Origin of the sequence: Pseudomonas sp. PS01300 (genome assembly GCF_029960155.1) — a bacterium.
In the GTDB taxonomy this organism is placed as follows: domain Bacteria; phylum Pseudomonadota; class Gammaproteobacteria; order Pseudomonadales; family Pseudomonadaceae; genus Aquipseudomonas; species Aquipseudomonas palmensis.
The window spans coordinates 14,396-28,416 of sequence record NZ_JASCPN010000020.1 but is presented as its reverse complement, the minus strand read 5'-3'; the positions used below and the strand labels follow the sequence as shown (position 1 = coordinate 28,416).

General features: G+C 59.8%; 11 protein-coding genes and 1 pseudogene. 7 read left to right on the top strand and 5 right to left on the bottom strand.

Annotated elements, in window-relative coordinates; all coding sequences use genetic code 11:
- The first annotated feature begins 91 nt into the window (after positions 1 to 91).
- The 3 genes from QMX96_RS12455 to QMX96_RS12445 all read left to right on the top strand — a co-directional run bounded on the left by QMX96_RS12455 (position 92) and on the right by QMX96_RS12445 (position 3,040).
- Complete coding sequence (locus QMX96_RS12455; RefSeq protein ID WP_003253422.1) at positions 92 to 1,435, top strand: OprD family porin; 1,344 nt, start codon at positions 92 to 94, stop codon at positions 1,433 to 1,435.
- Between the two features lie 489 nt (positions 1,436 to 1,924).
- Positions 1,925 to 2,599, top strand: a complete 675-nt coding sequence (locus tag QMX96_RS12450) for a heavy metal response regulator transcription factor (RefSeq protein ID WP_003253420.1) — start codon at positions 1,925 to 1,927, stop codon at positions 2,597 to 2,599.
- A 117-nt stretch (positions 2,600 to 2,716) separates the two neighbouring features.
- The gene (locus QMX96_RS12445) at positions 2,717 to 3,040 is read left to right on the top strand and encodes a hypothetical protein (RefSeq protein ID WP_010951457.1); all 324 of its coding nucleotides are present in this window, start codon (positions 2,717 to 2,719) and stop codon (positions 3,038 to 3,040) included.
- A gap of 101 nt (positions 3,041 to 3,141) precedes the next feature.
- Here the strand turns inward: QMX96_RS12445 and QMX96_RS12440 are convergent, their stop codons facing one another.
- The 4 genes and pseudogenes from QMX96_RS12440 to QMX96_RS12425 form a co-directional block, all read right to left on the bottom strand.
- A complete protein-coding gene (locus tag QMX96_RS12440; protein WP_012269855.1) occupies positions 3,142 to 3,669 on the bottom strand; it encodes a hypothetical protein in 528 nt (175 codons plus the stop codon).
- Positions 3,670 to 3,858: 189 nt separating this feature from the next.
- Positions 3,859 to 5,256, bottom strand: coding sequence for a hypothetical protein (locus tag QMX96_RS12435; protein ID WP_223296393.1), 1,398 nt, complete (start codon positions 5,254 to 5,256; stop codon positions 3,859 to 3,861).
- A gap of 81 nt (positions 5,257 to 5,337) precedes the next feature.
- Positions 5,338 to 5,739 (bottom strand): hypothetical protein, encoded by a 402-nt coding sequence (locus QMX96_RS12430; protein WP_012269857.1) that lies wholly within the window; start codon positions 5,737 to 5,739, stop codon positions 5,338 to 5,340.
- A 1,007-nt stretch (positions 5,740 to 6,746) separates the two neighbouring features.
- Positions 6,747 to 8,054: pseudogene (locus QMX96_RS12425) on the bottom strand (sigma-54-dependent Fis family transcriptional regulator).
- Positions 8,055 to 8,306: 252 nt separating this feature from the next.
- Between QMX96_RS12425 and QMX96_RS12420 the strand changes: the two are divergent.
- Genes QMX96_RS12420 through QMX96_RS12410 form a run of 3 tightly spaced genes read left to right on the top strand, consistent with a single transcriptional unit; the run spans position 8,307 to position 11,323 of the window.
- Positions 8,307 to 9,191, top strand: coding sequence for an MBL fold metallo-hydrolase (locus QMX96_RS12420; RefSeq protein ID WP_043862233.1), 885 nt, complete (start codon positions 8,307 to 8,309; stop codon positions 9,189 to 9,191).
- A 39-nt stretch (positions 9,192 to 9,230) separates the two neighbouring features.
- Positions 9,231 to 10,508 (top strand): FAD/NAD(P)-binding oxidoreductase, encoded by a 1,278-nt coding sequence (locus tag QMX96_RS12415; protein WP_104571754.1) that lies wholly within the window; start codon positions 9,231 to 9,233, stop codon positions 10,506 to 10,508.
- The gene (locus QMX96_RS12410; RefSeq protein ID WP_282361863.1) at positions 10,505 to 11,323 is read left to right on the top strand and encodes a sulfite exporter TauE/SafE family protein; all 819 of its coding nucleotides are present in this window, start codon (positions 10,505 to 10,507) and stop codon (positions 11,321 to 11,323) included. Before QMX96_RS12415 ends, QMX96_RS12410 begins: the two co-directional genes overlap by 4 nt.
- Positions 11,324 to 11,330: 7 nt before the next feature.
- Here the strand turns inward: QMX96_RS12410 and QMX96_RS12405 are convergent, their stop codons facing one another.
- Positions 11,331 to 12,218 carry a LysR family transcriptional regulator gene (locus QMX96_RS12405; protein WP_054916053.1) on the bottom strand — a complete coding sequence of 296 codons (888 nt, stop codon included), beginning with the start codon at positions 12,216 to 12,218 and terminating at the stop codon, positions 11,331 to 11,333.
- A gap of 136 nt (positions 12,219 to 12,354) precedes the next feature.
- Here QMX96_RS12405 and QMX96_RS12400 point away from each other — a divergent pair, with 136 nt between their 5' ends.
- Positions 12,355 to 14,004: a GMC family oxidoreductase N-terminal domain-containing protein gene (locus QMX96_RS12400; RefSeq protein WP_282361862.1), complete on the top strand. Its 1,650-nt coding sequence runs from the start codon at positions 12,355 to 12,357 to the stop codon at positions 14,002 to 14,004.
- Positions 14,005 to 14,021 lie beyond the last annotated feature (17 nt).

Genomic DNA, 14,021 nt, shown 5'->3' with positions numbered 1-14,021 from the left:
GCTACGCTAGGCGCGCCGCCTGGTCAGAACAATTAACGACACCCGCGCCGGTAAACATAATAAAAACTGCCGTGAATCAAAGGAGCATCGGATGAAAATCAAAGTACCACTGTATTTGGCGGCAGTTTCTGCGCTGTCTGGAAGCTATGCTATTTCGGCACAAGCTGAAGACAAGCCAGAAGGCTTCATTGAAGGCAGCAGCCTTACAGTGTTGAACCGTAACTTCTACTTCAACCGTGATAACCGCGACAGCACCGCCCCCACTTACAACAGTGGCAAGGGCAATACGAACGGCTACTCCGAAGCCTGGGCGCACGCGATCATCAGCAAATTCAACTCCGGGTTTACCCAAGGTACCGTTGGCTTTGGCGTTGATGCCTTTGCCATGATCGGCCTCAAGCTCGACACCGGTGATGGGCGCAACGGCGGCCGTAGCTCCTTCGACGTGCTGCCCGTTGATAACAAGGGTGAAGCTCGCGACGAATACACCAAGGTCGGCGGCGCAGCCAAAGTCCGCTTGTTCGATACCATCGTGAAAGTGGGTGATGTCTTCCCATCGACCCCGGTCGTCGCATCGGGTGACTCTCGCCTGCTGCCAGAGAGTTTCCGCGGTGTGACCGTTGAGAACACCAGCATCCAGGGCCTTACCCTCCAGGGTGGTCGTCTGCATGCGATGAGCCAGCCGGTCTCAAGCAACCTGAACGACAACTTCGTGACGTTCTACGGCGGCCCGGTCAACTCGCCATGGATCGGTTACGGTGGCGGTGACTACTCGATCAACGACAACTGGACTGTGAGCGTCTACGCCAGCCAGCTGAAAGACGTCTGGAATCAGTACTACGCCGGCACAAGCGTGGTTTACCCGCTGAGCGACGATCTGGCGCTGATCGGTGGCTTCAACTACTACAAAGCCGTAGATGAAGGTAAGAAGCGCCTGGGTGAATTCGACAACAACATCTGGAGTGCCAAGGTCGGTGTGCGTTACGGTGCCCACACCCTGGCCCTGTCGCATCAGCGCAACAACGGCGACGACGATTTCGACTACCTGCGTCAGTCGGACTCGATTTTCGTCGACAACTCCATCCAGTACAGCGACTTCAACTCGCCGAAAGAGCGTTCCTGGATGCTGCGCTATGACCTGAACTTCACCAGCTACGGCATTCCAGGCCTGACGTTCATGACGCGCTACGCCAGAGGCTCGGGTGCGGATTACTCGAACGCTAACCAGTTCTACATGCGCACCGACGACAACGGCAACCCGCTCGACAATCAGAAGCGTTGGGAGCGTGACGTCGAAGTCAAATACGTTGTCCAAACCGGTCCGGCAAAAGATCTGTCCTTCCGGTTGCGCCAGGCAACCACGCGTGCCACTGCTTTCGAATCGGATCTGGATGAAACTCGTGTAATCATCGAGTACCCGCTTTCGATTCTGTAATTGGCTAACTGGGCCAGTTATCCATTGGCGGGTCCTGTTAGTAAAACGAGCATTACGCATTCACCTTGAGTGGCTTAAGTGCTCCTTTGGTAAAAGGTGGATATTTGGCGCCCATTGGGCGCCTTTTTTTTGCCTAAAATTCAAGTAGGCGTTCGATTGTACGCATCGCATGCCGGTGAAGTTCATGACTACACCAATGACCAGTCTCTTCAATGTGAGCGACCTCGCCGTCATCTGAGCGGAACGAAGCCAGCACAAAGAAGAAAATAACCCAATACTTCATAAGGTCAAATCACCTGCTGGAGAGAGGGCCCGCAACTGTCAAACCCAAACCGCGACAAGATATACCGCCAGACTATCAACTGTATTACCTAGAAATTACAAATCCGTCATTTGAGCCCCGGCACGCTCATTTTGATTTACCATCCCTTTCAATAATGCCGGCGCGCGTGCGCGGTTAATTGCTCAGTGATATCGAGACAAAATCCCATGCGAATTCTGGTAATTGAGGATGAAGTAAAAACTGCGGAGTATGTGCGTCAAGGTCTGACGGAATGTGGCTATGTCGTAGATTGCGTCCACACCGGGTCAGATGGATTATTCTTGGCTAAGCAGCACGAATATGAGCTGATTATCCTGGATATAAATCTGCCAGAGATGGACGGTTGGCAGGTCCTTGAGTTGTTGCGTCGTAAAAACTGCCCTTCCCGTATCATGATGCTGACGGCGAGAAGCCGGCTGGCGGATAAGGTCCGGGGGCTGGAGAACGGAGCAGATGACTACCTGATCAAGCCATTTGAGTTCCCTGAGCTGCTGGCCCGGGTTCGCGCCTTGATGCGCAGGTCAGATCACCCTGCATCCGTAGAGGTCATTCGCGTCGCTGACCTGGAGCTTGATCAGAGCCGGCACAGGGCATTCAGGGACGGTCAGCGCATTGACCTGACCACGAAAGAATTCGCGTTACTGCATTACCTGATGCGTAATACCGGTGTGGTGCTGAGCCGCACCCAAATTATTTCGCAGGTTTGGGATATGAATTTTGACTGCGACACAAACGTTGTAGAGGTGTCGATTCGAAGACTCAGAGCCAAGATAGATGACCCTTTCGAGACCAAACTGATACATACGCTTCGGGGCGTAGGGTATGTGCTTGAAAAACGATAGTTGCCAAGCTCTCTAGTACCGAAAATCCGCTACATGCTCCCGTCGCTTGCGAACTTGAGGTTTCTGTTTACGATCCGCGGCGCTGATTCCTCACTCAACAAATGAGGTAGGCTGTACATGAGGTATAGCATTGATTATCAGCAGGTTTCGCAAGGACAATCCGATGCCAGCATTGATGCCTGTCCAGCTGACATTGTCTTCAACAGCGACCATGGCCTAGCTCTTATCCCGTGCGTTGGCGATGTTATCAACCTCCCCTCTACGGCGGTCAAAGAAGGGGTTTGCGGCATCGTTAGATCAAGGATTTTCAATTATCTCAGAGGTCCTGAAGAGCTGTACTGTCACGTCAATATTCTCGTTGAGGAGGCGGACATCAATTTCGAAAGTCTCATCTCGGAATACATGCGCAATCAGTCACGTGCTCGCTCGCCTTCTTCATAAAGTCGAAGGCGGGCCAGTCCATTAATGGTTGTGTATGGGTGAGGGTTCAGCAGAGCGAGCGCCTACTGAGCACCAGAGATGAATAGTCACAGCCTAGTGGTTTAACGCGGTACTGCTGGTGTACGCAGGGCCGGACTCATTGTTTTTTGAATGGCGCATTGCAGCACATAGAAATATAAAACCCCGGAAGCAAATACGATTGCGGACAGATAAGCAAACTCAGAGTCTAAAACCCCGGAAACCATATACAATTTAATCGTGATAGAACCCATAATAATTCCGGTACAGTACATGACGCCTGTGAACTGATTGCCCAAAAAACTCAGTATGCCGCTGAAGGCATTGTTCGCACTCAACAGCATTGCTTTCAGTATCGTCCAGCCGAGAACTGGCAGAAAAGCCTTGATCATGAAGGCGAATAACATCGACGATGCAAACAGTTTTATCGGGGTTTCTGCCCACGGCTTGATGGTGCCGTCTACTTCAACGCCGGTATACAAGATGATATTCAGAATAATCGCCATAAGGGTGCATATGCCGAGGCGTATCATTTCCCGCTTAAGCGGGGCCATCATTATCACTGCGTGAATCTTGTTTCCAAAGTATCGTTTTAGTCCTTGGATCGACATTTTTCTTCCTATGCTCTCGGGTATGACGCTGTTGTAGCGTTGTATGACGGTCATGCTTTTACCCGAAGAGAGGTGACGCTTCAACGGTCCTGAATTGCGCAGGGGATCTCATGTCCTTCCCCTGGCTGGGTAGCTTGCTGAGAAATTCTCATCTACCTGCGTGGCAACGATGCGGCCACCCCGCCGCCGTCAGAGCTCTGGAGGACTGGCTGCTGTCAGCAACTCATCGAGTGACGGAACCTTAGCGTTTGCACTGAGGACGAGTGTTCTGGATCGGAGTATGGATACATCAAAGAAAGATTCGCACTCGACTCTTCCGTTTACTTCTCTCCAGTGGGTGACTTCTGGTATCAACTCATTAGGCACCGGGTATAGTGCCATAGGGTTATGGAATACCTCCACTTCAGCAGACCACGGCTCGTAGCCATATTGCGGCCAGAGCTGACCGTAGTCGCTGGACGCTACATCCAACAGAAATGGGATACCTCGTGATGCTCCCGGAGAACGGTCGAAAAACTCACCAAACCGCAAGTATCGGTACCCGTCTAGATGAGCTCCACCTGAGATCGGCACTCGGCTGAGCTTTGGCACTGTGCAGGCATTGGTGAAAATGACCGCTGAAAGATGGGCATTTTCCATTAGCGTAAATAGGCCGTTGGGGCGCCCTGATAGCAGAGATGTCTCTTCCTCCACAGTTATCAGGTGCGTACCACGATGCGCAGATGAGTGAACTGCAAAGCCATAGAGATAGCTGATGAGCGACTCCCTGCTCCACAGCATTGAACTGGGCGCATGGAAATCGGCTAAGGCCAGAATGAGCGGCTTACCCTCCACGTGCGGTAGGGATTCGTAACGCTTGTCCAATTTGTTTTGGATGGTCCTCGCAAACCTTTCTGCAGCCGCTCCTAAGAAACGCTCATGTCGGTCAGCGGGTGGGGGGACCGGCGAGGCGCCAAAATGCTCATACCGCTCTTCCGGGTTGGCTGTCACTGCTTCAACCCAGGCCTCATCTCCCAGCCTATTCTCGATGTGAAAATCGGGTGATTCTTTAGGCTGGGTGACCAAGAGTCCCTGTTCACGAAAAATCGCTAATAGGTGGGCTTCCCAGAGGCGGGTGTGAAAATTCTCAGTCTGGCAATCGGGAACCCAATTTCTGTCTGGGGATGGCAGTGCGAGATACAGTTGATTCAGCGCCCACGCCCCAATACGGCGGCTTGGATCAAATAGTGATTTGAACACCACGCTTGGTGTGCGCTTACCCATTCTGCTTAGAGGAGCACGTCGTCGTTCACCTGAAGGGAGTGGAAGCGGATGGGCTTGGGTATAGAGAAAATGGCTGATTGAGGCGCGGGCTTCGGACTCGCCAGTGGTGCACTCACCATGGCTGAGGAGCACCCACACGCTATCGACACGACGCCGCAAGGTGACAATTCCGAAGCTGCCGGAATTGATATTTCGGGTTAGAGCGGCACAAGAAATTCCGTCCTCACTAAGCCATGCCCCTACTGGCGGGCTGTCCCCAAACCCCAACCCTCGTGGAAGCGACAAAGCGATTAGATCGAACATCGGCGCAGCAATTTCTTTCATTCGCTGATCTCGGCAGCCGTCAAAATGCATTCCATCAATGCCTCGGAGCGTGCCCGCCGGCGATGGCATCGGTGGAGGTACCTATTGAAGAAGGGGGCCTTGTTCCACCAGGACATCTCGGTTGGTGAAGATGGTCTCAATGGTTGCAGCCTCGGCAGCCACATGAGTCTTTCGCGTGATCTCTTCAAGGGCCAGTTCGAGCCGGTAGTCTTGGAAATACTCGTACAGCTTTTCAGAGCTCTCGGATATCTCCTCCCCACCATTCTTCGCGAACAAGATGTGGATGATCGCTGCGAGTGGGAGAGAGATGTCGAGATCCTTCTCTTCTGCATCTGAATCCGAGTTCAAACCGTCGAAATACCTCTCCAGATGACTCTGGAGCTCCTCAAGCCAGAACTGAGATAGGTTGCTTGGAAGGGAGCTTTCAGGCCCGGTCAGAAGGACTTCATCTCTGAATAGAGCCAGCAGATTGGGGTTTGCCATGGAGGACCTCACGATTAGATTTGAGAGCAACTGGTCAGCATAGTCCACCTCAAGATGACCACCTCCTTGACGCCCATCCTGGTGCTCCTGAGCATCAGACGAGTGAATCGCCCCGAAACCTGTAGATACAAAATGACCGCTTCTCGCCGTTAGCTGCCTTTCTTGAAGGACAGCTTTGGGTCGATAGCGGCCTTCGTGGAGGTTGGTGTCTACGGGGTCGGTTTAGTCAATCTGAATCTCCGGTTTCACCTCCGTGAGGCCGGCCATCGTCATGCATCAGATCTTGATTGACACGCGTGCCGCTTTGGATAGCCTTGCAATTGAGGGCTGCAACTGCGCATTTGTCGGGCCTGGGTACCAGCATGAGCCCCCCGCAATTTTGGCAGCAGAGGAAGCTGGTTCCTCTGAAGTAGTGACGGCGGGCATTGCCAGTCGGATTCTGAACCCAAGGTCGCCAGACTAGGAGCTAAAGGATCGCTGCGACTACTCCTCATCCCTTACCGAAAAGTCACGCGTCGGTCGTAAACGGCCCTTTCCAGGCCAATCAACTTTTGTGATTGGTGAGTAGGGATTTCTCGGCTTTTCTGTGAAAAGCACCCCTTCATTTCACAAAAAAAATGGCGAAGATTCCAATTTCACGGGGTCTGGCCTATCACCTATTTTGTGAACCTACACCGGTTGCAGTACCTCTGAAAGCGGGCAGTTATCCACAGTGACAACGCCCTCGAAAGGCCAACCCTCAGGGGTTGGCCTTTTTGTTTTCCTGCCTAGGTGCTGCTGCGCCCAAGGCGTGAGCACTCAAGAAGCATGTTCACATAGCCCACACCATGCCGTTCGAAGCGTTCCCCTCTGCCCTGAAGCCGAACTTCTCATAGAAGCCTGTTGCCGTTTCCCTGGCTGAAAGGGTGATCGCTGTTGCGCCGATCCTTTGCGTCACGTCTATGGCACATGTCAGCAATGGACAATTTCAAAGGTCATCGTCGTCATATCCCTGTTTGCCTGGACGCCTACACACCCAGCTCGCGCAGGCGCCGATACAGGGTGCGCTCGCTCAGCCCCAAGTGGCGGGCAAGCTCGCTGCGCGATCCTTCGAAGCTGTCCAGCGCCTGGGCGATGTCGCGCAACCGGGTATTCGAGCGGTGTGGGGCACTGGCGGGCGAGTCGGCTCTCAGCTCCGTGGGCAGGTGCTCGGCGCGGATGATGCCGTCGTCGCTGAACAACCTCGCCCGCTCCAGAATGTTGCGCAGCTCGCGGATGTTGCCGGGGTAGCGGTACAGCCCCAGCAAGGTCATGGCCTCCTCGTCGACCCGCGGCGCAGCGGACCCGGCCAGGCGCTGCAGCAGGGTCTCGATCAGCAGGGGCAGGTCTTCGAAGCGCTCGCGCAGTGAAGGCAGGCGGATCGGGAAGCCGCTGATACGGTAGTAGAGGTCTTCGCGAAAGCTGCCGGCGGTGGCCATTTCCTTGAGGGGCTTGTGGGTGGCCGAGATCAGGCGGAAATCCGAATGCACCGTGCGCAGGCTGCCCACCGGGCGAAAGCTGCCCGACTCGATCAGACGCAGCAGCTTGACCTGCATCGCCAGCGGCACCTCACCGATCTCGTCGAGAAACAGGGTGCCGCCATGGGCGGCTTCGGCCAGGCCGATCTTGCGCTGGTTGGCACCGGTGAATGCGCCCTACTCGTAGCCGAACAGCTCGCTCTCCAGCAACGTCTCGGTCAGCCCCGTGCAGTCCACCACCACCAACGGACCGCTGGCACGCGGGCTGCTGGCATGCAGGGCGCGGGCGAACAGCTCTTTGCCGGTGCCGGACTCCCCTTGCAGCAGCACCGGTATCTGCGCCGGCGCGGCCCGCTGGACACCGGCAAGGGCCTCCTGGAAGGCCGCCGAACGCCCTACCAGGCCGAACTGCTGCGGCTGTGCCGACGCCACGGCGATGCTGGTCAGGCGCTCCACGAACGCAATCACCTCGCCCTGCTCGTCCAGGATCGGGCGCAGTTCCACGTCCACATGCTCCGGCCCGCGCGGGGTGTGATGCACATGCAGCACCCGCTCGGGGGTGCGGCTATGCCTGGCCTTGCGCATCGGGCAGTGCTCCCCCGCCTGGTCGCACGGCACCGCGTAGTGGTGCGAGACGTGGTGGCACTTCTGGCCGATCGGCGCGGCGCCCACCACCCCGAATTGATGCAGGTACGCGGTGTTGGCGGCAAGAATGTTGTACTGCAGGTCGAGCACGATGCTCGGCTGAGGTTCGTGTTCGAGGTAGGACACCAGCGCCTGCAGGGCGGGGCTGGCGGGTGTGTCGGGGTTCATGGGCATGACGGCACCAGGGGCAAGGCAGGCCCGCAGCTTAACCGAACGCCACGCCCACTGCCAAAAACTGCCAGCCTCTGCCAACCAGCTGCCAGAACCGTGGCAGGCAGTTTCGGCCAGAGGGTCCAGACTCAGGTAAACCGGGCGTGCTGGCCGGGGGCAGGCGTGAATCTGCGCTGGCACATATCTTGATGACTGTTGGTCGAATGCCTGCACGGCTGGCCGGCAGGCATCAGCGGATTTCTCTGGAGAGCGGTAATGATCATCGGCGGTAACCTGTATGTAGAAGCGCTGTTCGACAGCGCGACCTCGACCATCAGCTACCTGGTCATGGACCAGGCCAGCGCGCACTGCGCCCTGATCGACAGCGTGCTGGACTATGACCCCAAGGCCGGGCGTACCGATACCGCCTCGGCCGACAAGCTGATCGCACGGGTACGCGAGCTGGGTGGTCAGGTGCAGTGGATACTCGAGACCCATGTGCACGCCGACCACCTCTCTGCTGCCGCCTATCTCAAGCAGGCGCTGGGAGGCCAGGTGGCCATCGGCAGCCGCATCACCCAGGTGCAGAAGGTGTTCGGCACGCTGTTCAATGCCGAACCCGGCTTTGCCCGTGATGGCAGCCAGTTCGATGTGCTGCTGGACGACAACGGCGAGCTCGCCCTTGGCACGCTCAAGCTGCGCGCCTTGCACACCCCGGGGCATACCCCGGCCTGCATGACCTACCTGGTACAGGCCGGTGACGAGTGCGTCGCGTTCGTCGGCGACACCTTGTTCATGCCGGATTACGGCACGGCCCGCTGCGACTTCCCCGGGGCCGATGCGCGCACCCTGTACCGCTCGATCCAGCGCATCCTGGCCCTGCCGGATGCCACCCGCCTGTTCATGTGCCACGACTACCTGCCCGGAGGCCGTGCGTTGCGCTACATGACCACGGTGGGCGAACAGCGCGCCAGCAACATTCACATTCGCGACGGCATCAGCGAGGACTGCTTCGTGGCCATGCGCGAAGCCCGTGATGCCACCCTCGACATGCCGCAACTGATCCTGCCCTCGGTGCAGGTGAACATGCGCAGCGGCCAGTTGCCCGAGCCGGAAGACAACGGTGTGCGCTACCTGAAGATCCCGCTCAACAAGCTCTGAACCTGCTGCACCAGAATTATTATTAAAGGACGTACTGCCATGCCTGCCCCCTCCTCTGCCGCTGCCCGCGAGGTCAGCCACCACAAGGTGCTGATCGTCGGCGCCGGTGCCGCCGGAATCGCCACCGCCTCCAGCCTGCTGGCGCGTGATGCCTCCCTGGATATCGCGATCATCGACCCCGCCGACGTTCACTACTATCAACCTGGCTGGACCATGGTCGGCGCGGGCGTGTTCCGTGCAGCGTCCACCGCCCGCACCCTGGCCTCGACCGTGCCGGCGGCGGTCAGGTGGATCAAGGCCGCCGTGCAACAGTTCGACCCGCAGGCGCAGACCGTCAGCCTGGATGACGGGCGCCTGGTGAGTTACGAACAGCTGGTGGTATGCCCCGGGCTGCGGTTGGCCTGGGACGCCATCGACGGGCTACTCGAGACCCTCGGCCAGAACGGCGTGACCTCCAATTACCGCTACGACCTGGCACCCTACACCTGGCAGCTGGTGCAGGGCCTGAAGGAAGGCCGCGCCGTGTTCACCCAGCCACCGATGCCGATCAAGTGCGCCGGTGCCCCACAAAAAGCCCTGTACCTGTCGTGCGACCACTGGCTGCGCAGCGGGCGCCTGGGGGCGATCCAGGCGCAGTTCTTCAACGCCGGCAACGTGCTGTTCGGTGTCGCCGACTATGTGCCGGCGCTGATGGAATACATCGACCGTTACGGTGTGGACCTCAACTATTCACACCGGCTGGTGGCGGTGGACGGGCCGGGCAAGCGCGCGACCTTTCTGCGCACCCTGCCCGACGGCAGCAGCGAAACCGTGGTGCAGGCATTCGACATGCTGCATGTGGTACCGCCGCAGGTTTCGCCGGATTTCATCCGCAACAGCCCGCTGGCCGATGCGGCCGGTTGGCTCGAGGTCGACCCGGCCACCCTGCGCCATGCGCGCTACGGCAACATCCATGGCCTGGGCGATGTGATCAACACCAGCAATGCCAAGACGGCCGCCGCTGCCCGCAAGCAGGCGCCGGTGGTGGCCAACAACGTGCTGGTGGCACTGGGGCGCCTGTCGCGTCTGGCCGAGTACGACGGCTACGGGTCGTGCCCGCTGACGGTGGAGCGCGGCAAGATCGTGCTGGCCGAGTTCACCTACGGCGGCAAGCTGGCACCGAGCTTTCCGCGCTGGTTGCTCGACGGGCGCAGGCCCACGCGCCTGGCCTGGCTGCTCAAGGCGCGGATACTGCCGCCGCTGTACTGGCGCTGCATGCTCAAGGGGCGCGAATGGCTGGCCAAGCCAGTAGCGCGACTGCGTGAGGCGCGCCAGTGACAGAGCATGAACTGGTCGGCGCCGGTCTGGGCGCCCTCATTGGCATCATCCTGGCCCTGACGGGCGCCGGTGGCGGCATACTTGCGGTGCCGCTGCTGGTGTTCGGCCTGGGCCTGAGCATGGTCGAGGCGGCCCCGGTCGGCCTGCTGGCGGTGGGCCTGGCGGCAGGTGTGGGTGCGGTGCTGGGGCTGCGTCAGGGGCTGGTGCGCTACCGGGCCGCGCTGTTCGTCGCGCTGATCGGCATGTGCGCCACCCCCTTCGGCCTGCTGCTGGCGCATCGCCTGCCCAACGCACCGCTGGCGCTGGGGTTCAGCGTGGTGCTGGTGTATGCCTGCGCACGCATGCTTCGCAAGGCCCGGCGCGAGCTGCGGGGCGAGCCGCCCTGTGCGGATCGTGCCCTGCAGCCCTGTGTGCTCAACCCGTTGCAGGGGCGCTTGCGCTGGACCCTGCCCTGCGCCCGCGCGTTGGCCTTCACCGGCTTGCTCAGCGGCCTGCTGTCCGGCCTGCTCGGGGTCGGTGGCGGGTTTGTGATCGTGCCTGCCCTGGGGCGCTACACCAACCTTGAGATGAAAAGCATCGTCGCCACGTCGCTGGCGGTGATCGCTCTGGTGTCGCTGGGCAGCGTGTTGAGCGCCAGCCTCAGCGGGGTAATGCACTGGGGTGTCGGCGTGCCGTTTGCCGGCGGTGCGGTGACGGGCCTGGTGGTTGCGCGCCAGTTCGCCCACCGCCTGGCCGGGCCGCGTCTGCAACAGGGCTTTGCGCTGGTGGGGATAGCGGCTGCACTGTTGCTGGCGGTCAACACCCTGGCGCGCTGAACGCCGCTCACTCGGCGAGCAGTTCGCCCTGCTCGTCGGCGCACAGCGCCAGCAGGTAGTCCCACACTACCCGCAGGCGCACCGACTTGTGCAGTTCACGCCGGGTGCTGATCCAGTAGCTGCGCTGGATGGTTTCGCTGGGCAGCACGCGCACCAGGTGCGGGTCGTGGCGGGCCATGTAGTTGGGCAGTACCGCGATACCCAGCCCGGCACGCGCCGCATGTTGCTGGGCGATCACGCTGGTGCTGCGAAACACCACGTTCGGTGCGCGGCAGAAGCTGTTGAGAAACAGCAACTGCTGGCTGAACAGCAGGTCGTCCACGTAGCCGATCCAGCTGTGCCGGGCCAGGTCTTCGCGGCTGTTGAGCGGCGCAGCCCTGGCCAGGTACTCGGGGCTGGCATACAGCGCCAGGCGGTAATCGGTGAGTTTTCGCGTGATCAACAGGTCGGCATGCGGGCGTTCCAGGTGAATGCTGATCTCTGCCTCGCGGTTGATGATGCTGACAAAGCGCGGCACTGCGACCAGCTCCACCTCCAGCCCGGGGTAGCGTTCGAACAGGCTGCCCATGCGCGGGGTGAAGAACATGATGCCGATGCCCTCGGTCACCCCCAGGCGAATCTTGCCCAGCGGCGTGATGGCCTGGGTGATCTCCTCCTGCGCCAGCAAGGCGACGTTCTCCATGGCTTCGGCGTGCTTGAGCAGGGCCTGCCCGGCCGGGGTCAGTTCATAGCCCTGGGCGTGCTGCACGAACAGTGCCGTGCCCAGGCTGCTCTCGATGCTCTCGATATGCCGGGCCACGGTGCTATGGGTGGTGTTGAGGCGCTTGGCCGCGGTCAGCAGGCGGCCGCTACGCTGCAACTCGAGAAAAAACCGCAGGTCATTCCAGTCGAACATGCTTTTCCTTGTGAATCAGAGGTTCACTTGCGTTGTTCTAAAACGCACAGCCGTTGCGTGAAATCTAACGTGTTCAACTCGAAAATAATCAATAACACTGGCCTGGACAAGAATAAAAATCAGGCGCGAGGTCTTCATGGCACCAGCCGATCATTCCTACGACTACGTGGTAGTCGGTGCCGGCCCTGCCGGCTGTCTACTGGCCAATCGGCTGTCTGCCGACCCTGGCTGCCGCGTGCTGCTGCTCGAAGCCGGCGGTCGCGACAACTACCCCTGGATCCACATTCCGGTGGGCTACCTCTATTGCATTGGCAACCCGCGTACCGACTGGTGCTTCAAGACCGAAGCGCAGCCGGGGCTCGACGGGCGCAGCCTGGGCTACCCACGGGGCAAGGTGCTGGGCGGGTGTTCCTCGATCAACGGCATGATCTACATGCGCGGTCAGGCCCGCGACTACGATCACTGGGCCGAACAGGGCAACCCCGGGTGGGCCTGGGATGACGTGCTGCCACTGTTCAAGGCCAGCGAAAACCATTTTGGCGGCGCCAGCGAGCTGCACGGCAACGCTGGCGAATGGCGGGTCGAACGTCAGCGCTATTCGTGGGCGATCCTCGATGCGTTTCGCGAGGCGGCAGCCCAGAGCGGCATCGCCAGCATCGACGACTTCAACGGTGGGGATAACCAGGGCTGTGGATACTTTCAGGTCAACCAGCGCAGCGGCGTGCGCTGGAATGCGGCCAAGGCATTCCTGCGCCCCGTGCGCCACCGCCCCAACCTGACGGTGCTGACCGGCGTCGAGGTGGACAAGGTGCTGCTCGACAATGGTCGCGCTTCGGCCGTTCAGGCGCGCTGGCAGGGCAGCGAACAGCGTTACCAGGCCCGCCGCGAAATCATCCTGTGTGCCGGGGCGGTGGGTTCGCCGGGCATTCTTCAACGCTCCGGCATCGGCCCGCGGCCATTGCTGGAACGCCTAGGCATCCCGGTATTGCACGAATTGCCCGGCGTGGGCGGCAACCTGCAGGATCACCTGCAACTGCGCCTGATCTACAAGGTCAGCAACGTGCGCACCCTCAACCAGGTGGCCAACACCCACTGGGGCAAGCTGGGCATGGGCCTGCGCTATCTGTATGACCGCAGCGGCCCGTTGGCCATGGCGCCGAGCCAGCTGGGGGCGTTCGTGCGCTCTCACCCCGAGCAGCCCACGCCCAACCTGCAGTACCACGTGCAGCCCCTGTCGCTGGACCGCTTCGGCGAGCCGCTGCACCGCTTTGCCGCATTTACCGCCTCGGTGTGCAACCTGCGCCCGCTCAGCCGCGGGCGTGTGGATATCCGCTCGGCCAACCCGGGCGATGCACCGGTCATCGACCCCAACTACCTCAGCGAGCCTGAAGACCTGCGCGTCGCCGCCCAGGCCATCCGCCTTACCCGACAGATCGTGCAGGCCCCTGCCCTCGCCGCTTTTGCACCGGTCGAATACCTGCCAGGCGCAGCACTCAATACCGAGGAGCAGTTGCAGCAGGCTGCCGGGCAGATCGGCACCACCATTTTCCATCCGGTAGGTACCTGCCGCATGGGCAACGGCCCGCTGGATGTGGTGGACGCACAACTACGTGTGCATGGCGTGGCGGGGTTGCGCATCGCCGATGCCTCGATCATGCCGCAGATCACCTCTGGCAATACCTGTTCACCCACCCTGATGATCGGCGAGAAGGCCGCGCAACTGATTCTTAAGGCCGCACCCGCAGCCAGCAACAGCAGTGGCAAGACCGCGTTAGCGACGCCCTGAGGGCGGCGTGCAGTGAC

Coding starts and splice junctions, on each gene's coding strand:
- QMX96_RS12455 (WP_003253422.1), top strand. CDS start 92: ATGAAAATCAAAGTACCACTGTATTTGGCGGCAGTTTCTGCGCTGTCT.
- QMX96_RS12450 (WP_003253420.1), top strand. CDS start 1,925: ATGCGAATTCTGGTAATTGAGGATGAAGTAAAAACTGCGGAGTATGTG.
- QMX96_RS12445 (WP_010951457.1), top strand. CDS start 2,717: ATGAGGTATAGCATTGATTATCAGCAGGTTTCGCAAGGACAATCCGAT.
- QMX96_RS12440 (WP_012269855.1), bottom strand. CDS start 3,669: ATGTCGATCCAAGGACTAAAACGATACTTTGGAAACAAGATTCACGCA.
- QMX96_RS12435 (WP_223296393.1), bottom strand. CDS start 5,256: ATGAAAGAAATTGCTGCGCCGATGTTCGATCTAATCGCTTTGTCGCTT.
- QMX96_RS12430 (WP_012269857.1), bottom strand. CDS start 5,739: ATGGCAAACCCCAATCTGCTGGCTCTATTCAGAGATGAAGTCCTTCTG.
- QMX96_RS12420 (WP_043862233.1), top strand. CDS start 8,307: ATGATCATCGGCGGTAACCTGTATGTAGAAGCGCTGTTCGACAGCGCG.
- QMX96_RS12415 (WP_104571754.1), top strand. CDS start 9,231: ATGCCTGCCCCCTCCTCTGCCGCTGCCCGCGAGGTCAGCCACCACAAG.
- QMX96_RS12405 (WP_054916053.1), bottom strand. CDS start 12,218: ATGTTCGACTGGAATGACCTGCGGTTTTTTCTCGAGTTGCAGCGTAGC.
- QMX96_RS12400 (WP_282361862.1), top strand. CDS start 12,355: ATGGCACCAGCCGATCATTCCTACGACTACGTGGTAGTCGGTGCCGGC.